Here is a 26,178-nt window from a genome sequence, read left to right as displayed (position 1 = left end):
ATCGCCCAAGCCTGTGCCTGAGCGTTGAAAGACATTACAGCGTCGGCACCTTGGAATGCACGTCTGCATTCTGGCCACGGTTACGCAAGGCATGATCCATCAATACCAGTGCCAGCATGGCTTCCACGATTGGCGTTGCACGGATGCCTACACATGGGTCGTGGCGACCAGTGGTTTGCATCATCACAGCCTCACCTGCCTGGTTGATAGAATGACGCTGTTGCGGGATGCTGGACGTTGGCTTGAACGCGACGTTGACGACAATGTCCTGGCCACTGGAAATACCGCCCAAAATGCCGCCGGCATGGTTGGTGGCAAAGCCTTCTGGCGTCAACTCATCACTGTGTACGCTGCCGCGCTGCGCAATCGCATCGAACCCAGCGCCGATTTCTACGCCTTTGACGGCGTTAATACCCATCATGGCATGCGCAATATCGGCATCCAGGCGGTCAAATACAGGCTCACCCAAGCCGACCGGTACTTTCTCGGCCACGACAGTAATCTGTGCACCTACCGAGTCACGCTCACTGCGGATCTGGTCCATATAAGCTTCGAGTTGAGGCAAGATGTCGACATTGGGCGAGAAGAAGGCATTACCTTCTTGCGCCAGTGCATCCCAGCTCACAAACGGAATCTTGATTTCGCCAATCTGGCTTAAATAACCGCGAATCTGCACGCCATATTGCTGCTTGAGCCATTTTTTGGCAATCGCACCCGCCGCCACGCGCACAGCGGTTTCACGCGCACTAGAGCGGCCACCACCACGATAATCACGAATGCCGTACTTTTGCGTATAGGTATAATCTGCATGGCCGGGGCGGAACGTATCCATGATTTTGCTGTAATCTTGCGAACGCTGGTCAGTGTTGCGAATCAACAAGCCAATCGGCGTGCCGGTCGTTTTACCTTCAAATACACCAGACAAAATTTCCACTTCGTCAGCTTCTGCGCGCTGTGTGACATGGCGCGACGTCCCCGGTTTGCGGCGGTCGAGATCGACTTGCAAATCAGCCGCACTTAACTCTAGGCCCGGTGGGCAACCATCGACAATGCCGCCAATGCCAGGGCCGTGTGACTCGCCAAACGAGGTCAAGGTAAACAAGGTGCCGATGGTATTGCCAGACATGCGATTTTCCCACTGAATAATTTTCTTTATTTTAGCATAGACTGGCCAGCCACCTGTTCGCAGGTTGATTTCCAGCCGGTGAACGCTTATGCTGGAACGGCATTTTTACCTGGGATGACAATGGCAAAACGTAAACATACGCACCGTAAGCACAGACTGCTGGGCGCCGACAATCCGGCACTCATCGAGAACCCTGCAGGTCCGCCCTTGCCTGCTGCCTGTATCCATAAAATTTGCTACAACGCGCAAGACATCCTCTCAGCGCAGTTGAACATGCAGGAGATCGTGAATTGGCAAGCACCCGCCGGGCATGTCGCCTGGATTAATGTGCATGGCGTCCTTGATATTCCCTTATTGCAAGCCGTTGCCCGTCGTTTCAAATTGCACCCGCTGGTACTGGATGATATTTTAAATACCGAGCAGCGGCCTAAACTCGACACCTACCCGGACTACCTGTTTCTCGAAACACGCCTGTTTTACTACGATGCAGAAAACCTCAGCGTCAGCTCAGAACAAATCAGTATGGCTTTGGGACGTGAGTGGCTGCTTACTTTCCAGGAAAGGCCTTCTGGCAGCTTTGAGCCAGTGCGCGAACGCTTACGCCAGGGCCAGGCCTTACTGCGCCAGAGCGGCCCTGACTATTTATGCTACGCCCTGCTAGATAGCCTGATGGAACGTTATTTCCAGGTGCTGGAAGCCATTAATGAAGATGCCGAACAACTTGAAAACCAATTACTGGATCGCCCCAGCCCGGAAGACTTGCAGAATATCCACCGCCTCAAACATGTGACCATACAACTGCGGCGCGCGGTGTGGCCGTTGCGTGAAGTACTCAATAGCCTGATTCGTAATGAACACGGATTCTTCAGCCCGCAAACGGTACCTTATTTGCGCGACCTTTATGACCATACCGTGCACTTTACAGAATCACTGGAAGCGATTCGCGACACCTTAAGTGGCCTGATGGATATATACATGACCAGCCTGAGCCAGCGCGTGAACCTAGAGGTGCGTGCGCTGACCGTTGTCGCCATGCTGTTTATGCCTGCGACGCTGATTGCCGGGATTTTTGGCATGAACTTTGACCAGATGCCGTGGTTAAAAGACCCTGATGGCTTTTGGTGGGCCATAGGTATGATGTTGCTGATTGCCTTGGCCATGCTACTGGTATTCTGGCGGCGGCAATGGCTGAGCAGCCGCCGGGATTCTTAGTAGCTTAAGCGGCCAGCAGCTCAGGACGCGGCAGTTGCTTGATCACATCTTGCAACTCGTAATACAAGGCCATGTAATCCTGCGCGGCCGCACTTTCAGCATCATATTCAAACACATGCTCGCCCATGCGTGCACTCTCGGCCAGGGCGGCATGTTCATAAACCTTGCTGAGTAACACCTCGCTACCAAACAGGCGACGCATTTCCTGCTCCACCTCAGTGGTCATCGCCTTGCGTTTATCGGCACGCGTCAGTAAATAGCGGCGCTGTATTTTGCGTTTTAAGACCGGCTGTAAGGCATTCAACGCCTTATCCATTTTGACGGCGGAGTTAATCGACAAGTAATCTGTTGAAACTGGAATCAGCACCAAGTCACTGGCAAACACCGCACTCAGCGAAATCACCCCGACACATGGGCAGCAATCCATGAACACTTCCAGCGCCGGTTGCGTCGCTTCAAGCACCTGCAACCCTTGCCCCAGCCTGCTTAATGTGGCCGGGCCGCGGCCAAACTGTGAATCGACCTTCATTAACTCAGAGCTCGCCGGAATCAATTGCAAGCCATTCCGCAACGGCTGACACAAAGCATCCAGCGGCGTCGCATCCTGGTAAAACTTGAACAAGTGCTGTTGCAGATCGAGACCAGTATGCTTGTACATTTCGGTGAGCCTCGCTTGCGGATCCATATCCAGCAAGGCGACCTGGCGTTTTTTACGTTGACTGGCAGCGGCAAGGTTAAGGGCAGTGGTAGTCGCCCCAACTCCCGCTTTCTGATTAAAAATGGCGATTTTCAACATGATCGAATTTGCTCAGACATGGTTTTCAAGCATCAAATGTTGCAAGCGATGCATGCCATCATAAACGATGTTGCCAGCCTAGACCACCCCGGCCAAAATCATGACTGGTGCAAAAGGTAGCGCTAGAAAAAAAGAAACCCGCTAATGCGGGTTAAAAGGGGGTTTGGATCAGGAGGAAATCAATGCTAGTCGTTGAAAATCAACTAAACCAGCCATCAAACAAAACATTTTGTGTTTCGTTTAAAGATGAGTCCAGTATAGGGAGGAGTTATTGCAGTAATTTGACCAAGCTGTAACTGAATTGTAAAAGACAAAATTCAATTGTTATTAAATTGTAACTTTAATAAAAACAACAACTTGCAGACACCGTTTAACGCAAAACGGTAAAAAAAGAAGTGGTTGATAGTTTAGCAGGGTTTGACCCGCCAGACTATCAGCCACCGTGTGACAAACGATTAACTGAAGAAATCTCGCGCTTTATCTACCCAACTTTTATTCTTGGGGCTGTGTTTGCCCGCATCAGCCTGGGTGCTGCTTTCAAACTCACGCAACAGCTCTTTCTGTTTTTCTGTCAGTCGCACCGGGGTTTCGACCACTACATGTACCATCAGGTCGCCATGCTCGCTGGAGCGCAACGGTTTGATACCTTTGCCTCGCAAGCGGAACACACTACCGGTTTGCGTTTCAGCCGGGATCTTCATCTTGGCTGCACCATCCAGCGTTGGCACTTCAATTTCCCCACCTAAGGCCGCAGTGCTAAAACTGATCGGCATTTCGCAATGCAGGTTTGCGCCTTCGCGTTGGAAAATAGGGTGTTCTTTGAGATGCACGACGACGTACAAATCACCGGTTGGCCCACCATTGACGCCGGCTTCGCCTTCGCCACTGAGGCGGATACGATCGCCTTCGTCGACGCCTGCTGGAATCTTCACATTGAGCGTTTTGTTTTGCTTAACGCGACCGCCACCGTGACAGGTTGGGCAAGGTTCTTTTACCATCTTGCCTGTGCCATGACATTTAGGGCAGGTTTGCTGCACAGAGAAAAAGCCCTGTTGCATGCGCACCTGGCCATGGCCATTACACGTGGTACAAGTAACAGGCGAGGTGCCTGGACGCGCACCCGAACCATGACAAGTTTCGCAACTGGTTTGCACCGGGATGCGAATCTTGGTCTCTGTGCCCTTGGCGGCATCTTCGAGGGAAATTTCCAGGTTGTAACGCAAGTCAGCGCCACGATATACGTTAGAACGCTGATTACGGGCACCGCCGAAAATATCACCAAAAATATCGCCGAATGCATCACTGAAATTGCCGGAGTTAAAGCCGCCAAAGCCGCCACCCCCCATGCTAGGGTCAACGCCAGCATGACCGTATTGATCATAGGCTGCACGTTTCTGGTCGTCGCTCAGAATTTCATAAGCCTCTTTGGCTTCTTTAAAGCTTTCTTCAGCTTTAGGGTTATCCGGGTTACGGTCAGGGTGAAACTTCATGGCCAGCTTCTTAAAGGCTTTTTTAATTTCCTCTTCACTGGCGTCACGGTTTACACCTAACACTTCGTAATAATCTTTTTTTGCGGCTGCCATAGTTTTTCCGTTTAATGCGCTTGCGCCATAAAGACAAACACACCCGCGATCAGCGTAGTGTGTTTGCCGGCATTATTGAAAAAAGGCGAGCATTTTCATACCCGCCACTTTCAAGCTTAGTCTTTCTTCACTTCTTCAAACTCGGCATCCACTACATCGCCTTCAACCGTTTTTTCACCTTCTGGTTGCTGCGCACTCTCGGTGTTAGCCTGCGCCTGTTGCTCGGCGTAGACTTTCTCACCCAGTTTTTGCGAAGCTTCCATCAAGGCATTGGTTTTGGCTTCGATCACGTCTTTGTCATCGCCATCCTTGGCTACCGCTTCCAGGTCTTTAATGGCGTCTTCGATCTTGGCTTTTTCGTCTGCCTCAATCTTGTCACCATGCTCAGCCAGTGATTTTTTCACGCTGTGCAGTACGCTGTCAGCCTGGTTACGAGCATCGACCAGTTCACGCAACTTCTTGTCTTCGTCCGCATATTTAGCGGCATCTTCTTCCATGCGTTGAATTTCTTCTTCAGACAAACCAGAGTTGGCCTTGATAGTGATTTTGTTCTCTTTGCCAGTGGCCTTGTCTTTAGCAGACACGTGCAAAATACCGTTGGCATCAATGTCAAACGTCACTTCAATTTGCGGCATGCCACGTGGTGACGGTGGAATGTCGCTCAGGTTAAACTGGCCCAGACTCTTGTTGCCAGACGCCATTTCACGCTCACCTTGCAGCACGTGAATGGTCACGGCGTTCTGGTTATCTTCTGCGGTTGAAAACACTTGTGATGCCTTGGTAGGAATCGTGGTGTTTTTCTTGATCAGCTTGGTCATCACGCTGCCCAAGGTCTCGATACCCAGAGACAGTGGCGTTACGTCCAGCAGCAACACGTCTTTGACGTCGCCTTTCAATACGCCACCCTGAATCGCAGCACCAACGGCCACGGCTTCGTCCGGGTTCACGTCTTTACGTGGCTCTTTGCCAAAGATCTCTTTCACTTTTTCTTGCACTTTTGGCATACGGCTTTGACCACCAACCAAAATCACGTCAGAAATCTCAGACGGAGACACGCCAGCATCTTTTAAGGCGGTTTTACAAGGCGCAATCGTGCGCTCGATCAACTCTTCAACCAGTGATTCCAGTTTGGCACGAGTGATTTTCACCACCAGGTGCTTAGGACCCGTCGCATCTGCCGTGATGTATGGCAAGTTCACTTCAGTTTGCTGTGCGCCAGACAATTCGATCTTGGCTTTTTCAGCGGCTTCTTTCAAACGCTGTTTAGCCAGCAAGTCATTACGCAGGTCCAAACCGTTTTCTTTTTTGAACTCATCAGCCAAAAAGTCGATGATGCGGTTATCGAAGTCTTCACCACCGAGGAAAGTGTCACCGTTGGTAGACAACACTTCAAACTGGTGTTCGCCATCGATTTCAGTAATTTCGATAATCGAAATATCAAACGTACCGCCACCCAAGTCGTAAACCGCAATCTTGCGGTCGCCTTCTTGTTTGTCCATACCAAATGCCAAAGCTGCTGCGGTTGGCTCGTTGATGATACGCTTCACATCCAGGCCAGCAATACGGCCTGCATCTTTAGTCGCCTGACGTTGGCTGTCGTTAAAGTAAGCCGGTACTGTAATCACAGCTTCAGTGACTTCTTCGCCCAGGTAATCTTCGGCAGTTTTCTTCATTTTGCGCAATACTTCAGCAGAAATTTGCGGTGGCGCCTGTTTGTTGCCACGTACTTCTACCCATGCGTCACCGTTGTCAGCTTTAGCGATGGTATAAGGCATCAGGTCGATGTCTTTTTGTACTTCTTTTTCGTCAAAACGGCGGCCAATCAAACGCTTCACCGCAAACAAAGTGTTTTTAGGGTTGGTCACGGCCTGGCGTTTTGCCGGTGCACCGACCAAAATTTCGCCATCTTCCTGATAAGCGATAATAGAAGGGGTGGTACGTGCGCCTTCTGCATTTTCAATCACGCGTGGTTTGCCGCCTTCCATCACAGCGACGCAGGAGTTGGTTGTCCCCAAGTCAATACCAATAATTTTTGCCATATTGTTTAATCCTTACAATTCGTTGATCTCAATACCGATGTTCTAATAATTGGGATACCTGATCAGATTTCAAGTCCCTATTCTTGCTATGGTTTATTTTGCCTGTATCACGGTCACCAATGCCGGACGCAGCACACGCTCATTCAGGCTGTAGCCTTTTTGCAACACGCTCAATACCGTGTTCGGCTCGCCTTCGGCTGGCACCATGCTGATGGCTTGGTGCTTGTTCGGGTCAAACTTTTCACCCACCGGATTAATCTCGGCAATATTGAATTTCTCAAATACGCTCAATAATTGTTTAGCGGTCAGTTCTACGCCGTTTTTATAACTGGCGACTTCTTCGCTCTCTACAGCCAAAGCGGCATCCAGGCTATCCTTCACCGCCAGCAACTCGCCACTGAATTTTTCCAGCGCAAACTTACGTGCCTTATCAATATCATCAGAAGCACGGCGGCGGATATTTTCACCTTCGGCTTTCACATAGAGCACTTGCGCCTTGGCTTCTTCCAGCGCAGCTTCCAGTTCAGCAATGCGCGCTTCGTTGGTATCTGCTGGAATAGCCTGCGCCGCATCGTTTACGGCCGGTTCGTTGGTGTTCACCTCGGAAGGTGTATTTGGTTCTTGCATGAAGCTCCCCTTCTTATTCAATACTGTTCATCCTGAGACAGTTTCACCGAAACCATTTCAATATTTCTCCAATGTTGGGGATGTCCCTACTGATTTCAAGGGTAAAGCGTGAATTTGTGTATGATTTTTTAAATGCTGACAGCCACGCGCATCGCTGACAACTGCGCGATTACCGTGGCCACCTCAGGCACCTGCGCCTTGCCGCCCAAATTAACTGCAGGCGCTACGCGCCCGCCCGCCACACCCGTCAACGCAGGCTCGGTATCGGTATACAGGGCAACAATTGGAATATCCAGTGCGGCAGCCAGGTGTGACAACCCGGTATCCACCCCCACGGCAAAACGCACTTGCGGCATCTGGCTGGCTAACTGCTGCAGGCCCAACTTGGGCAGCACCAGGGCTTGCGGCACGTGCGCCGCAATGCGTTCAGCACGCGCTTTTTCGCTATCGCTGGCCCAAGGCAACCACATATGCAAGCCTTGCCTGACATAGTGTTGTCCTAAAGCGACCCAGTATTCTTCAGGCCATAATTTGCTATCGCGGCTGGTCGCATGCAGTGCCAGAAAAGCCGCAGCCTGCGCGTGTTGCCCCACACTCGCCAGCCCATAAGCAGGCTTGTTTTGCGGCACGGCATACCCGAGTGCCATTGCCGCCAGTGTGCGCATACGCACCACCGCGTGCTGGCGATAAGGGATGGCATACTGATGCTGGTAAAAACGGCTGGCCAATGGCTCGCGAATGGAGTGCTTGTCGTAACCATGACGTGGTCCACGCGCCCACGTCGCCATGACAGCGCTTTTCAGCAAGCCTTGTAAATCCAGCACGACATCATAGGGCTGAGCGGCAACCGCCTGTTTGACCGCAGCAATTTCGCGCCAGGTCTGGCGTCGCCACCATTGTTTGCGCCAGCGGCGCACGGCCACGGTAAACACCTGCTGCACACGCGGATGCAGGCGTGGAATATCGGCAAAACTTTCTTCTACCAGCCAGTCGACATGCGCATCAGGAAAATGCTGCAGGATATCCTCAACAACTGGCAGGGCATGGATCACGTCGCCCATGGAGGTGGTTTTGACAATCAGGATGCGTTTCATGGCCGCTATTTTCGCATACAATGCCATCGCATGAAGTTTGCGTTTCTCATATTCAAATACTTTCCTTACGGCGGCGTGCAGCGCGATATGCTGCGCATTGCCAGAGACTGCGTCGCCCTCGGTCATGAGGTCACCATCTTCACCGGTGAATGGCGTGGTGACTTGCCACCAGGCATTGATGTCCACTTGTTAAAAGCCCGTGGCTGGCTGAATCATCACCGCCATCAGTCATTGATCCGGCAAATGCAGCAAGCTGTGGCGCAAGGGCATTTTGACCGCGTGGTCGGGTTTAACCGCATGCCGGGGCTGGATGTGTATTTTGCGGCAGACCCCTGCTATGCCAAACGCATGCACCATGAGCCCTGGTATAAAAAGCTGTCCGGTCGCTATCGCTTCTTTTCTGCGATGGAACAAGCTGTGTTTGGCACAGCGTCTGCCACACATATCCTGCTGCTTAACCAGCATGATCAAACCGTCTTTCACCACTGGTATGGTACCGATCACGCCCGCTTCCACCTGATGCCACCCAACATTCCGTTACAGCGGTTTGCCAGCTTGCCAGCACAGGATTATCGCGCCTATGTACGCACGACGTTTAACCTGCCAGCAGACGCCATGGTGTTACTCACGGTTGGCTCAGCCTTTGTACGTAAAGGCGTAGACCGCGCCATAGATGCATTGAGCAGCCTGCCTGAGCCCCTGAAACAGCGCTGCTGGTTACTCGCAGTGGGTGAATTTGAGTCCAGCAGCAATATGCGGGCCTATGCCGAACAACGTGGTGTGGCTGACCGTTGCATAGAAGCCGGTGGCCGTCCGGATATCCCCGCACTGATGCTAGGTTGCGACCTGCTGGTGCATGCAGCACGTTCGGAACTGGCCGGGATCGTGTTGATTGAAGCGATGACGGCAGGCCTGCCATTACTGGTGACCGAAGTCTGTGGTTATGCCAGCTATATCACGGCAGCACAGGCGGGCAAGGTATTAGCTTCACCATTCAGCCAAGACAGCATGAACCACGCCCTGCAAGAGATGCTGGAAAACCTGACGACACAGCCCTGGGCAGCCAATGCCAAAGCCTTCGTGCAACAAATGGCGGCCACACAAGTCAGCTACCCTGAAGCCAGGGTGATTGCAGCCACACCGCCTGGCGGCTCACGCGCTTAGGGCGTCGCAGGCTTACCCGGCATAAACGGCACATTGCGTAACTTGTCTGCGGCCGCTTTGCTGGCTTCACTGCGTTGCAAGGCATAGGCTTTAGCCTGCTCTAACAACGCCGCAGACGGCAAATTAGGATCTTCCGGTAACGCTGATAGCTTTTCAAAGCTTTCTTCATAAGGCGTGGCGACCTGTGCGTCAATCTGCGCCGCCATGTCATCAAAGCTGACACTGCCCTCACGGCCTTCCAGTATGATCTGCCGCCATTTCTGCTGCGCTTTCTGGTCCACCTGATTGAGCTTTTGCACCTGCTTTTGTATCGCGACTTCTTGTTGCCAGCGATATTTGGGCGTAGGCAAATGGGTCACCAAGACAAACAGCGCTACCACCCATGATACGGCCGCCAACCATTGCGTCAGTGTTAATTGTTTACTGGGAACGATGGTGACCGGTAGCAAAAGCGTTGCCATCACCATGCCAGTGACAAAGCCACCAATATGCGCCGAATTATCAATGCCAGGAATGATGTAGCCCATGGCAATGGTCAGGGCAGAAAACAGCAACGCACCCCAGAACAACCAACGGAATTCCTGTGCCTGCATTTGCTTTCTGCCAAACCAGACATACGCCAGCAGCGCGCCATAAATCCCGAAAATAGCCCCGGAAGCGCCACCCGATACAGCATCATTGCCTTGGATGACCAGCGACAGCAGGTTGCCACCGACGCCACTGACCAGGTAAATCACCACAAAACGGACGGCACCAAACATGCGCTCGACCAGCTTGCCGCCATCCCACAAGGCCAGCATATTCATGCCCAGATGCAAGGCGCCAAAGTGCAGAAACATCGCACTTGCCAGTCGCCACCACTGACCATCGGCAGTGGCCGGGGCAAAGTTGGCGCCCCAGGTTAGTTGTACCGTATTCGGTGAATGCCAAAAACCTGCCCCACCAAACAGCATAACCACGAACACCAGCACGTTTAATGTGATCAGCAAGCGCGTCATCGGCGGTACCGGCGCGCGCAACTCAATACGGGTGAGCAGTGACTGGTCCATCAGTGAAGTGACTCCTGAAACGGAACTTGCAGCATAGGGGGCTGTTGCAAGCCGGTGATCAGGCTCTGCAAGTTTTCTTGTGGCACGGACATTTGCGGGTCTATATTGTTCGCCACCCAGCCACAAAAATCGATATTCCGTTGCTTGAGCACCTGCGCCGTGAGCAACGCATGATTAATACAGCCCAGCCGCATGCCCACCACCACCAGCGCAGGCAGACTGAGTGCCTGAATTAAATCAGCAATGGTTTGGGTAGCGTTGAGTGGCACCAGCAAACCGCCAGCCCCCTCCACAATCACCACATCGGCCATGGTCGTGAGTTGCTCATAGGCCGCGCGAATCACGTTAAAGTCGATCTCCACGCCAGCCTGGGCGGCGGCGATATGCGGCGCAATGGCGGGCTCAAAACAATAGGGATTGATCAACTCAGCGGGCGCACTGACATTAGAAGCTGCAGTCAACTGCAATACGTCGTCGTTTTGCCAACGTCCATCCACCCACTCACAACCAGACGCCACCGGCTTCATGCCAATGACGGTCAAGCCTTGCGCCACCAGCTGCTGCATCAAGCGCACGGTGACCGTTGTTTTACCTACACTGGTATCGGTGCCAGTGACAAAAAAATGATGTGGCAGCGCGTGCATACGTTCCCTTTAGCTGCCTTTGCGTGGCATAAACTGGACCGGGCTGGTGCCGGGCGCAGTATAAGGCTGGCTGCCGGTCCAGGCATGTACAAACACGACTTCATAAGTGGCTGGCAGCTTGCCTTCGTGGCGGAACGCTTCATAGCCTTGTCGCAGCTGCTGTAAAAATCCTTTTCCGCTCAGACCCTTGGCACGGCCAGCGGTGGCGTTATGTGCGCCGATGGCCTTGAGGTCACGCATCAGTGATTCCACTGTGTCATACGTTAAGGTGTAATGCATCACGTCCAGCACTGGCGCACTGAAACCAGCGCGGGTGAGGGCATCACCAATATCATGCATATCAATAAATCGGCTAACATGGGTATGGTCGGCGCCAGACGCAGCGCGCAATTCTTTAAGCGTATCCGGCCCTAGCGTGGCAAACATAAGCAGGCCATTCGGGCGCAATACGCGGCGCCATTCCTGCAAGGCAGCATCCAGATCATTACACCACTGCACCGCCAGGTTAGACCATACCATATCGACACTGGCGGTCGCCAAGGGCAGTGACTCAATATCAGCACAGACAAAGCGTGGTTTCGCCCGCCAGAACTGATACCAGGGAAATAAGGCACGGCTGCGTGCCAGCATGCCTTCGGCAATATCCAGCGCAATGCCCTGGGCTTGTTTAAACTGCTTGAGCAAGGCATGCAAGCCGTGGCCGGTGCCACAGCCGGCATCCAGGATGACTTCAGGCTGGAGTTTCACCACGTCCAGGCGACTCAGCATTTCCTCGCGCACCTGGCGCTGTAAAATGGCAGCAGCATCATACTGTTTGGCGGCACGGTGAAACGACTGCCGCATACGCGACTTGTCGATCTGGTAAACATCCTGCATTAGTGACTCACTTGCTGTTCGGACGGGTCATCGGCCATAAATGCTTCGACGGATTCGCAGAACGCATCTGCATGTGACAAGAATGGCGCATGCGCCGCCCCGGCAATCACGCGCAACTGCGCGCGCTGCAAATGCATGGCCAGCCAATGTGCAGCGGCCACCGGCGCCAGCGTGTCGCGGTCACCGTGTATCAGCAAGGTCGGCTGGAATATCCGGCCCACCTCTTCACGCAAATCAGTTTGCAACAAAATATCCAGCGCCTGGTTCAAGTTGTCCTGCGTCGGTGTTGGCTTAGCTGCGAACGCCGTGCGTAACTGACGCACGGTCGCGCGGGCATCTTTGGCGTGCATGCATTGCAGGGTCAAAAAGTTCAGCAAAGTGGCATTAAAGTCTTGCTCAAACCGCTGGTTAAACTGCTCAAAGTGGCGCGCTGCAATGCCTTGCGGCCACTCTGGCTTACTGACAAAACAAGGGTTAGTCCCGACCAGAATTAACTTCTCGACACGGTCCGGCTGGTTAAGCGCAATTTGTTGCGCTACCAGGCCACCCAGTGACCAGCCCAGAATCGTAGACACGCCAGGAATCTCTTCGGCCACGGCTTCGGCCAGGCTGTGTAAATGATAGGGGTAGACGGCCCGGCTTTGGCCCATGCCCGGCAAATCGACCAGAAACAAGCGGTAGCTGGCTGACAGGCGCTTGACTACGCGTTCCCAGACGGCGCTATTCATGGCCCAGCCATGCAGCAACACCAATGGTTTACCTTGGCCCATGATTTCGATAAAACAACTCATGCCTGTGCCCCGGGCGGAATGTCGCGCTCGGCGGCATGCAAAGCGGCAATCAGTGCCCGTACATTGTCCTCACTGTGCGCAGCCGAGAGTGAAATACGCAAACGTGAGGTATTTGCTGGCACGGTGGGCGGACGAATGGCAGGCACCAGAATGCCACGTGCCTGCAGGTATTGGCTCAATGCCAGCGCCTCATGGGTATCGCCGACGACCAAGGGCTGAATCGCCGTTTCAGAAGGCAGCAGGTGCCAGCGTGAGAGTGACAGCTCACTTTTGAGCAAGGCAATCATGTCAAACAATTGTTTTCTACGCGCGTCGCCGTGTTCGATTTCCTTGACCGAAGCCAGCAAGGCGGCTGACAACGGTGGCGGTGCCGGGGTGGTATAGATATAGCTATTGGCGTATTGAATCAGGTAGTCGATGACAATTTTCTCGCCAGCGACAAATGCCCCTGCCACGCCCGCGGCCTTGCCTAGCGTCCCCATCATGATTAAACGTGGCGACTGCAAGCCCAGGTGTTTGAGCGAACCGCGGCCTTGCGGGCCTAGCACACCAAAACCGTGCGCATCATCCACATACAGATAGGCATCGTAGCGTTCACAAAGTTCAAGGTAAGCAGCCAGCGGTGCAATATCGCCGTCCATACTGAACACCGCATCAGCCGTCACCAGTTTGTGGCGCGCCGTGCTTGCTTGTAACAGCTTTTCCAGCGCAGCCACATCGTTGTGCGCAAAGCGGTGATGCGTGGCACGTGACAAAAAGGCACCATCATTAAGGCAGGCATGGTTGAGCTTATCGGAAAATACGGCATCATCACGGCCCATCAAGGCACTGACGACGCCGATATTGGCCATATACCCCGTCGAAAACAGCAAGGCAGCCGGTTGGCCGACAAACGTTGCCAATGCCTGCTCTAACTGGTCATGGTAACGGTGGTGGCCAGTGATTAAATTGGAGGCACCACTGCCCACGCCCGCCTCTGCCGCCGCGGCTTGCAGCGCAGTGACCAGTGCGGCATCGTTGGCCAGGCCCAGGTAATCATTGCTGCAAAACGACAAAAATGGCTGACCGTTGGCCGTAATATGCTCGGCCTGCGGCGAATCCAGCAAACGACGCTGGCGCATCAGGCCCAGTGTTTGCCGCTTGTCGAGGTCGGCGCGTAAGGATTCCAGCAAATCGCTCATTAGATTTTCTTCAGGCCCAGTTTGGCAAACAAGGCATTATCTGACTCGACTTCAGGATTGCCGGTCGTGAGTAATTTCTCACCGTAGAAAATACTGTTAGCGCCGGCATGGAAGCATAGCGCCTGCACGGCCTCACCCATGCTCTGACGGCCTGCAGACAAACGCACAAAGCTGGTTGGCATGGTGATACGCGCAATCGCGATGGTACGCACAAACTCCAGCGGATCCAGTGGGTCCGTACCATGCAATGGCGTGCCTTCCACTTGGGTCAGCAAGTTAATCGGTACGCTCTCTGGCGGATGCTCCATATTGGCCAGTTGCGCAACCAGGCCCGCACGTTGGGCACGGGTTTCACCCATGCCGATAATGCCGCCGCTACACACATTGATATTCATGCTGCGCACACGGTCCAGGGTATCCAGGCGATCCTGGTAAGTACGGGTAGTAATCACGTCACCGTAAAACTCTGGTGCGGTGTCCAGGTTATGGTTGTAATAATCCAGCCCGGCCTCTTTCAATTGCTCGGCCTGGCCATCTTTGAGCATACCCAGCGTGGCACAGGTTTGCAGCCCCATCGCCTTCACTTCAGAAATCATCTTTAGCACAGGTTCAAGATCGCGCTGCTTGGGACCACGCCAGGCGGCACCCATGCAGAAACGGCTGGCGCCACTGTCTTTAGCCGCTTTGGCCGCGGCCAACACGTCGTCCAGTTTCATCAACGGCTCATTTTCCACCTCGGTGTGGTAGCGCGCAGCCTGTGGGCAATAGCCACAATCCTCTGAACAGCCGCCGGTTTTAATCGACAGCAAGGTACTCACTTGCACCGCATTCGGGTCGAAGTGTTCTCTGTGCACGGTGTGTGCCCGATCTAGCAAGTCATTGAATGGCAACTCAAACAGTGCCATGATGTCTGCTACCTGCCAACGCTCCACCGTAGGGTGGCAGGCAGACGACGGTTTCAAGCCATCGAGGTTAATAACAGAGGTTTGTATTTCGCTGCTACAACCGGCAGCAGAAGTGTGTTGTTCCATAAGTACCACGCAATAAAATTGTATGAATAATCCGGGCGAATTATATGTTGTTTAAAATATAACGTGAAAAAATTTTACAATAGATTAAAATTTAATCAAACTCACTTCTATCGACAGTGTCAGCGCTGGCTAGGATCCGCCCTGCCCTGTGTGCTGTGTGATGCACCAGCCAATGCGCACAGCCCCACCTCGCTCCCGCTTTGCAGCCATTGCTTTGATTTATTACCCTGGTACCACTCGCCACATTGCCCGCAATGCGCACTGCCCAATATATCGGGGGCATTGTGTGGTGTTTGCCTGCAACATGCGCCAGCGTTCGACCATACCTTCGCGCCGTTCCGCTATGCTTACCCCTTAGACCGGCTATTACATCAATTCAAATACCATCAACAACTCCCCCTGGGGCACTTGCTAGCTAATGCCCTGCTGGCGCAATTACCGCGCTTGCCAATACCAGCACCACAAGTCGTGATCGCCATGCCCATGCATCTCAACCGCGTGAAAGAACGTGGGTTTAACCATGCGTTGGAGCTGGCAAAGCAAGTGCAGCAACAATGGAAAGTCCCGCTGGATAATGAAGGATGCATGCGCATACTGGATACCCCGACCCAGGCCGGTATGGATATGAAAACCAGAACCCGCAGCCTGCGTGACGCATTTGCCACGCGGCAATCATGGCAAGGTCAACATGTGGTGATTGTGGATGATGTGATGACGACGGGCGCCAGCATGCACGCGGTGGCCAAGGTATTAAAACAGGCGGGAGCGACGCGGGTGACCGCCGTGGTGCTGGCGCGCACCCTAAAGCATGAATAACCTTATTCGCTACGCACGACGGCCGTGCCGCCCAGTTGGCGGATACGTTGCCCGACAAACTCTGACAGCCGATCGCTTAAAGGCAAGTTATACGCCTGTTGCAGTTGTTGTAAGGCTTGCGCAGGCTGGCCTGCCGCTTGCAGGGAAATAGCATACGCCACAATCCACGGTGCATGCCCAGGCCGTAGCGTGATCGCACGCTCAAAGTGAGGCAAGGCGGCCGCGTGCTGGCCAGTTTGCTGATAGGCCATGGCCAGCATCCATTGCACTTCGGCATCTTGTATGAACAGGTTGGCGGCAGGTTTCAGTGTTTGCAATACCGCCTCTGACTGACCGCGTGCCATCTGCCACTTGGCCAGCGACTTGGACAAACCGATTTGCCCGGGGAATTGTTTAATCCCGCTTTGCAAGACCGCCACCGCTTCCTGTTCTTGCTTAGACTCGAACAAATAGGCGGCCAAGAGTTGCCGCGCATCCTCGGATTGTGGCGAAGTATTCAATACCTGGCGCAATATCCCCAGTGCCTCGTTCAGGCGCCCTTTCTGCTCCTGGTCTACCGCGCGCTGAATCTGTACATTCACTTCCTGTTCCGGGCGTATCTGCTTGTTGACGATACCTTTCGGGCCAGACTCGTCCTCGGCTCTAGCGGGCTTGAGCGCATTGGCCACGTCCAAAGGCGGCTCAATGGCAGACACCACAGGATTGGCACCTGCCTGGGCGGCAGGCTTGATCGTAAACTCGCCTTCTATTTGCGGCGCGACGCCGGTTTTAGCAGGCACCGGCTGGGCAGGCGTGACTGGTTTGGCACGCGTAGTCACAGGGCTGGCAGTTTCAGATTGCCATGCACTAAATAATGACTTGGTGAGTTGCGGTGGCGTCCAGGCAGGATGCACATCCGGCGTAGCAGCATCCCGCACAGGCACCGCAGGTGTGACAGCAGCAACAACAACCGTCGGTTGCTGGGACGAAACTGTCTGTTGGCCAGTATGAAGTCGGGCAGCCAGCATAGGCCAATTCATTGTCAACAACCAGCCAGCCAACGCCAGCAATACCAGGCCCCACACTAAGCGCTTCACCCAGCCACCAGAAGTCGCCTGATGCGACAACACAGGCTTGACCTGCCCGGCCCAGCCATCCGTGGCTGCGCCGCCCTGACGGGCCTCAACGTTTTGTAATACCTGATTAATTAAGCTCAAGGGCTTCCCCAATATTCAGACTAACGACCCAGACCTGCCAGAGCCGTATGCAGCGTCAGCCACCATTTAAAACCATGCCCCAGCCAACGGTGCTGTGCCTTGACACTGGCTTGCGTATCCATGATGGCCGCCCGCACATCCTCTGCAGACACCCCTTGCTGGCCACGACCAAACGCTGACAACAAGGACTTATGCGCCAGGATATTCAGTAAGCGTGGAATGCCATTGGCATAGCGGTAGAGCAAACGCATGCTGGCAGGCGTAAAAATCATGCCGCCCTGATAACCGGCAATATGCATGCGGTGATTCAGGTAAAAACCCAACTCGGACCATTGCAAGCCCTTGAGGTGATATTCAAAGCCTATGCGCTGGCGTAACTGACGGATAGAAGGATGATTGATACGCTCTTCGAGTTCGGGCTGGCCAAAAATCACCACCTGGATCAACTTGCGCTTTTCAGTTTCGAGATTACTCAACAAGCGCAAGGCTTCCAGCGTTTCCAATGGCATGGCCTGCACTTCATCCAGGCACACCACCACATGTCGCCCTTCGTCCGCAAAAGTGAGTAATTTGCGGTTCAGCGCGTCTATCATATCGTGGTGGGTAAAATCAGGCTTGAACGCCACACCAAACTCGTTGGCCAGCGTCATTAACAAGGCGTGCGGATCCAGGTAAGGGTTGGGAATAAAAGCCACCATGCAACTAGGCTCAAGCGCCTTGAGCAGGCGCCTGCACAGCAGCGTTTTGCCGGTGCCGACTTCGCCAGTGATTTTCACGAAGCCTTCACCAGACTGAATCGCAATCAATAGCGTATTCAGCGCCTCTTGCAGGCTACGTGTAGCGTAGTAAAAGCTGGTATCCGGGGTGATGGTAAACGGATACTCCTTCAAGCCAAAATGCTGCAGGTACATGCCCGCTCCTAAAAAGTCGTGTCACTTTTCAGTTTATCAACGCGTTCCTGACTTTCAAGCATATCTTGCGCCCAGTTTTCACCACTGCGTACCACGGTAGACTTCAGCAGAATCACCAGTTCGGTTTTGGTGCTGGCTTGATCCTTCTGGCGGAACAAGTTACCCAGGAATTTCACATCCCCCAGGCCAGGCACCTTGGTACGTGTATTGTCGACTGTCTCAGACATCAGACCACCAATGGCAATCACGCTGCCATCTTTGGTGCGCACAATACTGTCGGTCTCATTAATATTAGAGGATGCAGTTGGGATTGTATAGGTCCCACCGTTAGCACTAGACAAGGTTACCGTCCGGTTTACCTGTGTCACATCACTGATAAAGGGATGCACGTGCAGGATAATATTGTCGTCCCTATCGATTTGCGGTGTCACATCCAGTGAAATACCAGAGAAATAAGGTTGCAGCTGAATATCCGGTGTCACAATCGCACCACCCGTGGTGGTAGTCACATTGGTTTTCACGTTCGTCACGTAGAAGGCATCGTTACCCACTTTGAGCACGGCTTTCTGGTTGTTAATCGTGGCTATACGTGGGCTGGACAGCACCTCTACATTACCTTGTGTCTCCAGGAAATTCAGCAGCGCTGAAAACCCTTTGCCCTGCACGGCCAGCGCAAACATCGAGCCACCCAGCGAAGTCACAGAGTTATTACTTAATGCGCCTGGTTCTGTCGTGGTGACAACCCCATTGGTCAGGTCACCGGTTTCACTTAATGAAGCATTACCATTGATGTTACCAAAAGTCACATCACGGCCACGGGTATGTCTGGCAGCGGCCCAGTTGATGCCTTGTTGCGAGTTGCGGTTTAACTGCACTTTAATGATTTTTGCTTCCAGAATCACCTGACGATCTACCGTCACCTGCATTAGGCTCAAGAACTTCTCAACCTGTCGGATTTCTTTAGGCATGGCTTTCACCATGATCAGGCCAGATTGCGCGTTAATCACTACTTTACGGCCGTTCTCTTCACCAATCAGGCTGCTCAGGGAGCCCGCGATTTCATCCCAGAAATCATTATTGGTACGCATGCTCACATCGGAAGCATACACTTGCAGGTTAGAAGCACCTGAAGTCCCACTGCCCGCTGTGGTACCAGTACCACTACCTGTCCCTGAGCCGGTCATAGCGGCCGCCTGACCAGCCACGCCTGCCGCACCACCGGCACCAGAACCACTCGCAGTCCCTGAGGTCACGCGCGTCGCTGATGTGCCTCTACGCGCACCGGTAATGTAGTTGACCTGAAACACGCGAGTCTGCAACGTTTGAGGTTCAACAAAAATCTGCTTGCCATTCATTTTGTACTCATAGCCATACAAATCACGCAGAGCATTGAGCGCTTCAAACAGGGTGACATCACGCAGGTTGATAGAAATCTCGCCTTTGAGCTCTGGACTCAATGCAATGCTGTATGGGCTGCCGGAGACAATGCCCATGAGCACCTGCGCCGCTGGCGCCTTGTTCACCACCAGGTCAAACCTGGGTTCGACCCGCTTGGCCAGTGCTTTGGGAGGTTCAATTTTGAGCGGCTCAAACAACTCATCAGTGATCTCCTTAGGAGGAGGCGATACCTGTGCTTGCGCCTTGGCTGCAGAGGCCGCCAATTCGTTCTGAATTTTAGGATTAATCGATGGATTGGTCGGCGCAAACGGGTTGCTGGTACAACCGACCAACCCGGTACCGATGATCATTAACCCCAAGGTATTCACTAAAGTTTTCATAGCAGTCTCTCTATTGATTTTCCCTTGCTGCCTCACGAGGTGAAGTCGGCAAGTGTTTGTCACTTTATTTTTCAATCTTTGTTTTTTTAATCTTTTTGGCCGTTTTCTTCACAATGTCGGCCTGCGGTGATGTTTTTACCATGAAACTGGATAAGCCCATCCTGAGTACTTTTTTCTCACCTTGCTTGCTGATAAACACCGCTTGCTGATTCTTGATCGATGACAATTTAAAGCCTTCGTAACTCGCACCGACTTGTACCATCTGGCCATTTACCACGGCAAAACCACTCTTACCGTTTTCCTGTATCGCCGTCAGCTCCCAGGGCTTTTCTGCCTCAGTTTGCGTATTAGGCAAATATTCCATGACGGATGCCGGCGGCTTGGTTGGGTCAACCATGCCATCGGCCATTGCAGCCTGTGCCAGGCCTATCATCACAACCATTGTCATTAACAAGCGCATGCTAAATCCCCAACCATGCATTTTCACCACTCAGGGTATACACCTGGACCGTCAACTCACTGTCCGGATACTCGGCCTTGAGCTCAGCGTTTTCCCAGGCCAGTTTTTGGCCAATGGCTTTTAAAGACTGCGCATAGGCCATCAGGTCAAAATATTTGCCTTTCAAGCGCATCTTCACCGCATGCTGATACACATGTGGCACGTTCTTCCACACTTCTTCAGCATTGGCCTGAACCGTATCGCCCGCTGGCGTATCGGCTTGTGCCTGCAATTGCTTTCTCTGCTTTTCAATAAAATCAACCACAGGCAATGATTGCATCTCCAGCACTTGCACATCAGCATGCTGTTGCAGCAATTTTTTCAGCAACGCCACCATGTCTTGTGGCGGCACCATATAAGAAGACACTTTGACCAAATCATCTGACTGGCTATTAATCTTCTGATGCGCTGCATCAATCTCATGCTGCAAGCCATTGCTGGCGGGCGCTGGCGCGGCCTGCGTAGCAATCGTCGTCATCTGCTCGGTCAGGCTGGTCGTATCAGTCTGAATCTTGCTAATTTCCTGCTGCGTATTCGCCAGCTGCACGCGTTGCGGTTCCAGCAAAAATGTATCCATCAGGCCCACCACGGCAAACAAGCCGGCGCCAAAAATCATCCAGCGCTCGCGTTGCGAAAGCGCCAGCCATTTATTACTCACTGTTTGTAATTGCTCAAATCGCATCGGTTATTTCCCTGCTTTCGGCTGGGCTTGGGTGGTCTGACGCACAAAGTCATCCCAACTCATGGTGCTCTCGCGTTTTGCCTTGCTTTGCAAATCGCGCCCTTTGACCTCGAAGGCATACACCTTCAGTTTTGCCTCCTCCGTATGCGCAGCCTGGGGAGCAACTGGAGCCACCACTGGTGCTGGGCTTGCACTACTGGCCGCGTCTGGCGCACCTTTGCCCGCAGTGGTGGATTCAACTGCAGTGACAGGCGCAGGTGGCGGAATGGTAGCAGAGGTCGCAGTTGCTTGCGACTGTGGCCGCTGTAACTCCACCTGCTTGAACTGGATGCCAGAAAATTGTGTGCCCTCAAAAATACGCTGTGCAGACAGCAAATCCAGATACTGCGGAATCGCCTCAGACTGCAATGCCTGCCCGCTCAGCGAAATATGCTGGGCACCCGGCTCGATCCTGAAACCTGTCAGCCATAATCCAGGCTGTTGTTGCGCAGTAAACGCACGCATATAATCAATCAGCTGATTGGCGGCATCAGAAATCGACTGCTGGAAGATCACCAGTATCTGTGACTGCATATCAAAGCGGCCGTTAAGACTCTTCAACTCGGCCTCCAGTTTGCTGTTATCCACCGGCGTCACTTGCTGGGCAAACGCATCCACTTTTTTCTGCATAGTTTCATATTGCGCTACAGCCTGATTGCGTTGCGTTTGCAATGCGGCGTTCTCTGCTTCAAGGCCGGTAAACAGGTAAAACATCACACCAGCAGCCAACGCATAGACCAAGGCGACCACAGGCAGCGTGAACCAGTCTTTGGACTTAACCAGCCCGCCTTCAAACAGGTTAATCTGCTGACTCATGCCGCCATCTCCTGGCGCAAGGCCGCGCCCAAGGCTGGCAACAACATGGCTTGTTTCTCAAGGCTGGAGAAATCCTGATCCGCAGGCAGCTCGACAATATCTTCCAGGTTAAACACATTCACCGGCACATAGAGGCTGGAACTCAAACCGCTGACCAGGTAATCGCGATTCGCCACCGGTGCCACCACCAGGCGATTGAGGCTCAAGTAAGGAAACTGACGGTCGAAACTGTCCAGCGAACGCTGTAACTCAAGCACCAGTTTGTCAAAGTTACTTTTAAATAGCTCACCACGGTCATTGAGAAAATCACGGTCCAGCTCAATCAGGCGTGCATGATACAACTCACCTTTGGCAGTGAACGTCAGCAAGCAGCCGCGCGGCAAAATGCTGAGCATCACCAGCGCACGGTCTTCATGCTCCAGCAAATGGGCAATATTGCGCTGCACCAGCGCATGGACATCCACTGACCTCACGTTAAAACCCGCTTCGGACAATTGGTTACCCACCGCAGAGACAATCGCTTTTTTAGCACAAATGGCCAGCATGGATGGCTGGCGATTCGCATAAGCAGGATCTACTGGCACATCAATGCCATCCACCACCGCTTGCTCGACAGAATAATCCAGCAAACCTTTCAACTTCCAGCGCAAGGCAGGTTTTACCTCGGCATCTGGCATATTCGGCTTATCAATCTGCACGATGTTATATTGGTCCACATTGAGGACCAGATTGCATGGCAAGGCTTTGAGGTCATTTTTGGTCACAAAGTGACGCAATGTGGACGTCGCATGCAAGGGCACCTGCTCAACTGCGGCCAATGAAACGACCGGCTTTGCGCCTTCGGGTGACGGCGTCAAGGCGACAGTACTCACATGCATATCAGTGTAACTGACACCCACTTGCTGTTTGTTCTTTTGTCGTTTAAACCATTCCATAGCGACGCATCTGTCTTTCTAAATAATTTTTTTATTTAAAATCAAAGTATAACAAAGACAACTTCAAGCTTTATCATAAATTAGTATACACAAAAAACCAACCATCCAAGACATCATGATGTGCGCACAATGACTGATGCTTTATCAAGCGCTGGCAGCCCGCAGTATGAACGATAGATTTTCGATATTATTACCAGCAACTTTAGTGCCTGCCTTGCTGGTTTAAAGCGAGGATAAAAAGAACAAAACCACCTGATTTAGGTGGTTTTGTTATCGCTAGAAGTTTTCTCGCATATAGATAATCGGGGCCTTGTAGATGCCGAAGGTGGCTCGGCCAATAGGATCCGTGGCACCGAACCACGGAATTGAACCACCGGTCGCGGCTGATTGAGACGCGCTATTACATGTCATCTCGCCGCCGCCAGCCGCCCTCAGATTTACCTCTAAGTCCACACTCCCAGTATTGGGAGTCGTTCCAGTAACTCCAGGCGCGCTTAAACGCATATAGAGCACACCTTGGTTTATAGAAGACGCACCAGTGAGTTGAGTCTCACAGGCATTCAAATTACCTCTGTAATTGGTCATGACAATACTTGAGAGCGGGATCGTTGTACAACTGTCATTGATATTTCGTTTAAACCCAGTTCCATTCCAGTATTGTGCCTCAATGGGCACTGACAACGGCAGCAACTCTGACCCATGCGCAGAGGTCACAGCCAAGCGACCAAACCTAAATGCTGGATAAGTAGGTTTAGAAGCTGAGAGAGTGAATACATCTACTCTGGTTGCACTACTTACCGTGACCCCCCCATCAACACCGCTTGGCTGCGCAGAAATCCTAATCATCTCTGGCGGTACAGCACTCGCAGGGCGAGTGACTTTATGCCCTGCTTGCACATTTGCAATGCCAGCCCCCCAGGTGCCCGATGGGCTCACACTACTGGCAGCAATCGTCGCGCCACTCGTTATCGGTGTACCCGCATCAGTTTTCATCTGAAACGAATAATTATTCCAGTTGTTCAGGCCAAATACGGCATAGTTGCCAGTGTAATATTGAGTAGTAACGTCAGCCGCATTTTTAGCCTCCAGAACGAATGGCGTGACCAAGCCAGGATCTTGATCATAGTAAGTAAAAGTTCCGCAGCCATCTGTATAACTAGTGCCCGCAGTTACTTTAAAATGATCTGGAATAAAACGGCCGATATAATTACTTACAGTCTTATTACCGAACTTACAACCCAATTTCTTGGGTGTTCTAGTATCATCGGTATCTGCAAAAGAGTTCTCGCAATCGCCATTTGCACTATCAACGGCCGCATAAGTATCATCGTAAATACCCTCTACTTTGAACCTGAAATGACCAACCTCAGAATAAGTAAAGGTTGACCCTGAACTAACGCCCAAATTCGCGGCACCAAAGGTACCATTCACTTGCCCGACAGAGGTCACCCCTGCCACATGGGTCTCCAACTTTCCGCTATCCACTTTTGGCGTCCCAGTATAAGTTAACTCATTGGTTGAAACCGTCACACTAAAAGTATCAGTTCCAGCTCTACGAACAGGGGCAGATGTATGACTCGGTGACAGTTGTTGCGGACTCACACTAGTCACGGATAAAGATGTTGGACGTATCGCAAAGTTATCAGACGAACATCCCGTTTTAGCCAACCCTGCATCAGTAACCTTGCATCGTAAGTTAGGGTGCGGCCTTAATATATCACTGGCACTGAAAGTAACCTTTTTACGGCCGCCATCAGAAGCTGCGAAAGTCAGAGCCTTGGTTGCAACGACGGTAGCACCACATGCACCCGCATTATCACTCACCAACTGCACAGTTAAACCTGTGGTTGAGTTATATGCTGATTGATTGCCGTTTGCCAGCAACGCGACCACATCAATATCAAAATCAGCTCCGATTACCTTAGTATAAAGCGGATTGCGCAAGGAGCTATTGGTCGTGCGATTGTTATACGTCAGCGAGTTCTCTATACACTCAAACGTGTTTACGCAAGGCGTGTTGGTAAAGGTAAAACTGCAGCTCTGTGAACTGGTGGTCGTGTTCCAGCACTTCACGCCACTCAGTGGCGTTTTAGTCAGCCCACTCACACCCAAGGTATAGGTGGCTGCGGCACTGCCTTGCATCGTGACAGTTCCAATGGACTGATTCGACCCCAATGTGAACGGATCAGGTGTATCAGTCACTGTTGGTGTCGTTGGTGACACTGTCAGACTACCTTTTAATTCACCCGAACTCACCAGTTGATCGTCCGGACAAGGCACAGTGGAGGATAGGCATGCCAGCACTTTTACTTCGGTTGGGCAGAGTGTCGCAGTCCCCGCATGACGAATCTCGAAATGGTCGTAATTAGGCACAAAAGTGGAGCCAACGACAAAGTCGTAACTAAACGTGTAGATTCCAGGCGCAGTAAAATCAAACTCAATCGCAGCACCGGTATCTTGATAAGTCGTGGTGATGGAGTCACCAAGGCTACCGCTTTTACTAATTGAACACGCGGGCGGGTTTGACGTTGCAGTACTCCAGAAATCACTCCAGTAGCCAACACAATGATGGTCAAACTTACCGTTACGTTCACGGAATGATTCAACCACATCCAAATTGGCAGGAAGTGAAGTACTGGAAGGGCATGTACCATTAGTTAAAGGGTAGGTACCCACTACTAGTTTGCCATTAGTATCGGTATACCGAACGCCACACCCATTATCGTTACCCCCTAAATAGGTATCCACCGCATGATAATAGCGGATTGGATTACCGGTACTGACTGTTGCTGTTGCTGGGATGGTGACGGTCACTTCTGCAGTGATGTAGTCAAGGGGATACGTATACTTCCAGACAATACTCACCGTTGGACTACTTAAGATTGAAGAGGTGAGCGACAGACTGGAGGTCGTCGATTGTGTCACGCCTTGCGAAGTGCTCCCTGGCTGCACTGATGAGATGCTAAAACTGTTGTACATTGTTGCGGCACTATAGGCAAAATGGTTAGCGCCATATATTCGATTGTTATATCGAATATACACGCCATTATCTAATAATGAATTGTAGGGATAGGATCCACTTGGATAAGTACCTGGTTGATACAATTGCCCAGAACCAAGCCGTTTAATTTGCATTTGCGTTGAATCCGCAATAGTGACCTCTAACGCATTACTGGCGTTAGTACCTCCACCATTGTTAAGCACTCTCACAGTTGCGTGCACGCTCCCGGTAAAGGCAAATACCACAACATACAATAAATTGATTAATACATATTTAATCAATCTGTTCATAA

At 52.2% G+C, this 26,178-nt stretch carries 23 protein-coding genes; 3 read left to right on the top strand and 20 right to left on the bottom strand.

Annotation, left to right across the window (positions count from 1 at the left end; genetic code table 11):
* Positions 1–34 precede the first annotated feature (34 nt).
* Positions 35–1,126: a chorismate synthase gene (aroC, locus tag ACIDE9_RS05840; RefSeq protein WP_411993433.1), complete on the bottom strand. Its 1,092-nt coding sequence runs from the start codon at positions 1,124–1,126 to the stop codon at positions 35–37.
* Positions 1,127–1,246: 120 nt separating this feature from the next.
* Between aroC and corA the strand changes: the two genes are divergently transcribed.
* Positions 1,247–2,338, top strand: coding sequence for a magnesium/cobalt transporter CorA (gene corA / locus ACIDE9_RS05835; RefSeq protein ID WP_411993431.1), 1,092 nt, complete (start codon positions 1,247–1,249; stop codon positions 2,336–2,338).
* 4 nt (positions 2,339–2,342) lie between these two features.
* Here the strand turns inward: corA and ACIDE9_RS05830 are convergent, their stop codons facing one another.
* The 5 genes from ACIDE9_RS05830 to waaC all read right to left on the bottom strand — a co-directional run bounded on the left by ACIDE9_RS05830 (position 2,343) and on the right by waaC (position 8,504).
* Positions 2,343–3,134, bottom strand: coding sequence for a ParA family protein (locus tag ACIDE9_RS05830; RefSeq protein ID WP_411993429.1), 792 nt, complete (start codon positions 3,132–3,134; stop codon positions 2,343–2,345).
* Positions 3,135–3,589: 455 nt separating this feature from the next.
* Positions 3,590–4,717: a molecular chaperone DnaJ gene (dnaJ, locus tag ACIDE9_RS05825; RefSeq protein ID WP_194752844.1), complete on the bottom strand. Its 1,128-nt coding sequence runs from the start codon at positions 4,715–4,717 to the stop codon at positions 3,590–3,592.
* Between the two features lie 116 nt (positions 4,718–4,833).
* Positions 4,834–6,756 (bottom strand): molecular chaperone DnaK, encoded by a 1,923-nt coding sequence (gene dnaK / locus ACIDE9_RS05820; RefSeq protein WP_411993426.1) that lies wholly within the window; start codon positions 6,754–6,756, stop codon positions 4,834–4,836.
* 93 nt (positions 6,757–6,849) lie between these two features.
* Positions 6,850–7,383 carry a nucleotide exchange factor GrpE gene (gene grpE, locus ACIDE9_RS05815; RefSeq protein ID WP_411993424.1) on the bottom strand — a complete coding sequence of 178 codons (534 nt, stop codon included), beginning with the start codon at positions 7,381–7,383 and terminating at the stop codon, positions 6,850–6,852.
* A gap of 128 nt (positions 7,384–7,511) precedes the next feature.
* Positions 7,512–8,504 (bottom strand): lipopolysaccharide heptosyltransferase I, encoded by a 993-nt coding sequence (gene waaC, locus ACIDE9_RS05810; protein ID WP_411993423.1) that lies wholly within the window; start codon positions 8,502–8,504, stop codon positions 7,512–7,514.
* 3 nt (positions 8,505–8,507) lie between these two features.
* Between waaC and ACIDE9_RS05805 the strand changes: the two genes are divergently transcribed.
* A complete protein-coding gene (locus tag ACIDE9_RS05805; protein WP_411993422.1) occupies positions 8,508–9,641 on the top strand; it encodes a glycosyltransferase family 4 protein in 1,134 nt (377 codons plus the stop codon).
* Here ACIDE9_RS05805 and ACIDE9_RS05800 read toward each other — a convergent pair.
* From ACIDE9_RS05800 to bioB, 6 genes are read right to left on the bottom strand one after another with little or no spacing between them, the layout of a single operon-like run.
* Positions 9,638–10,690 (bottom strand): rhomboid family intramembrane serine protease, encoded by a 1,053-nt coding sequence (locus tag ACIDE9_RS05800; RefSeq protein ID WP_411993420.1) that lies wholly within the window; start codon positions 10,688–10,690, stop codon positions 9,638–9,640. The two genes, ACIDE9_RS05805 and ACIDE9_RS05800, sit on opposite strands and share 4 nt — an antisense overlap.
* On the bottom strand, positions 10,690–11,334 hold the full coding sequence (gene bioD / locus ACIDE9_RS05795; protein ID WP_411993418.1) for a dethiobiotin synthase: 645 nt from the start codon (positions 11,332–11,334) through the stop codon (positions 10,690–10,692). Before bioD ends, ACIDE9_RS05800 begins: the two co-directional genes overlap by 1 nt.
* Before the next feature lie 9 nt (positions 11,335–11,343).
* The gene (bioC, locus tag ACIDE9_RS05790; protein WP_411993417.1) at positions 11,344–12,210 is read right to left on the bottom strand and encodes a malonyl-ACP O-methyltransferase BioC; all 867 of its coding nucleotides are present in this window, start codon (positions 12,208–12,210) and stop codon (positions 11,344–11,346) included.
* Positions 12,210–13,001 carry a pimeloyl-ACP methyl ester esterase BioH gene (gene bioH / locus ACIDE9_RS05785; RefSeq protein WP_194752836.1) on the bottom strand — a complete coding sequence of 264 codons (792 nt, stop codon included), beginning with the start codon at positions 12,999–13,001 and terminating at the stop codon, positions 12,210–12,212. The genes bioC and bioH overlap by 1 nt, the downstream gene beginning before the upstream one ends.
* Positions 12,998–14,182 carry an 8-amino-7-oxononanoate synthase gene (gene bioF / locus ACIDE9_RS05780; RefSeq protein ID WP_411993414.1) on the bottom strand — a complete coding sequence of 395 codons (1,185 nt, stop codon included), beginning with the start codon at positions 14,180–14,182 and terminating at the stop codon, positions 12,998–13,000. Before bioF ends, bioH begins: the two co-directional genes overlap by 4 nt.
* Positions 14,182–15,213: a biotin synthase BioB gene (gene bioB, locus ACIDE9_RS05775; protein ID WP_194740419.1), complete on the bottom strand. Its 1,032-nt coding sequence runs from the start codon at positions 15,211–15,213 to the stop codon at positions 14,182–14,184. Before bioB ends, bioF begins: the two co-directional genes overlap by 1 nt.
* Before the next feature lie 150 nt (positions 15,214–15,363).
* On the opposite strand from bioB, the gene ACIDE9_RS05770 reads away from it, so the two are divergent.
* Positions 15,364–16,029 (top strand): ComF family protein, encoded by a 666-nt coding sequence (locus tag ACIDE9_RS05770; RefSeq protein ID WP_411993412.1) that lies wholly within the window; start codon positions 15,364–15,366, stop codon positions 16,027–16,029.
* 2 nt (positions 16,030–16,031) lie between these two features.
* On the opposite strand, the gene ACIDE9_RS05765 is transcribed toward ACIDE9_RS05770, so the two are convergent.
* The 8 genes from ACIDE9_RS05765 to ACIDE9_RS05730 form a co-directional block, all read right to left on the bottom strand.
* Positions 16,032–17,225 (bottom strand): tetratricopeptide repeat protein, encoded by a 1,194-nt coding sequence (locus ACIDE9_RS05765; RefSeq protein WP_411993410.1) that lies wholly within the window; start codon positions 17,223–17,225, stop codon positions 16,032–16,034.
* 20 nt (positions 17,226–17,245) lie between these two features.
* Positions 17,246–18,136 carry an ExeA family protein gene (locus ACIDE9_RS05760; RefSeq protein ID WP_411993408.1) on the bottom strand — a complete coding sequence of 297 codons (891 nt, stop codon included), beginning with the start codon at positions 18,134–18,136 and terminating at the stop codon, positions 17,246–17,248.
* An 8-nt stretch (positions 18,137–18,144) separates the two neighbouring features.
* Positions 18,145–19,914 carry a pilus (MSHA type) biogenesis protein MshL gene (mshL, locus tag ACIDE9_RS05755; RefSeq protein ID WP_411993407.1) on the bottom strand — a complete coding sequence of 590 codons (1,770 nt, stop codon included), beginning with the start codon at positions 19,912–19,914 and terminating at the stop codon, positions 18,145–18,147.
* Between the two features lie 64 nt (positions 19,915–19,978).
* Positions 19,979–20,362: a hypothetical protein gene (locus ACIDE9_RS05750; RefSeq protein ID WP_411993405.1), complete on the bottom strand. Its 384-nt coding sequence runs from the start codon at positions 20,360–20,362 to the stop codon at positions 19,979–19,981.
* 13 nt (positions 20,363–20,375) lie between these two features.
* Entirely contained in the window at positions 20,376–21,095 is a 720-nt protein-coding gene (gene gspM / locus ACIDE9_RS05745; RefSeq protein ID WP_411993403.1) for a type II secretion system protein GspM, read from the bottom strand.
* 3 nt (positions 21,096–21,098) lie between these two features.
* On the bottom strand, positions 21,099–21,950 hold the full coding sequence (locus ACIDE9_RS05740) for a PilN domain-containing protein (RefSeq protein WP_411993401.1): 852 nt from the start codon (positions 21,948–21,950) through the stop codon (positions 21,099–21,101).
* Positions 21,947–22,885: a hypothetical protein gene (locus ACIDE9_RS05735; RefSeq protein ID WP_411993399.1), complete on the bottom strand. Its 939-nt coding sequence runs from the start codon at positions 22,883–22,885 to the stop codon at positions 21,947–21,949. The genes ACIDE9_RS05740 and ACIDE9_RS05735 overlap by 4 nt, the downstream gene beginning before the upstream one ends.
* 276 nt (positions 22,886–23,161) lie before the next feature.
* The gene (locus tag ACIDE9_RS05730; RefSeq protein ID WP_411993397.1) at positions 23,162–26,176 is read right to left on the bottom strand and encodes a DUF6701 domain-containing protein; all 3,015 of its coding nucleotides are present in this window, start codon (positions 26,174–26,176) and stop codon (positions 23,162–23,164) included.
* Positions 26,177–26,178 lie beyond the last annotated feature (2 nt).

Origin of the sequence: Methylophilus sp. 'Pure River', from assembly GCF_046765995.1 — a bacterium.
GTDB lineage: Bacteria > Pseudomonadota > Gammaproteobacteria > Burkholderiales > Methylophilaceae > Methylophilus.
The sequence above is the reverse complement of the archived record's forward strand: the minus strand, read 5'-3'. Positions and strand labels throughout refer to the sequence as shown.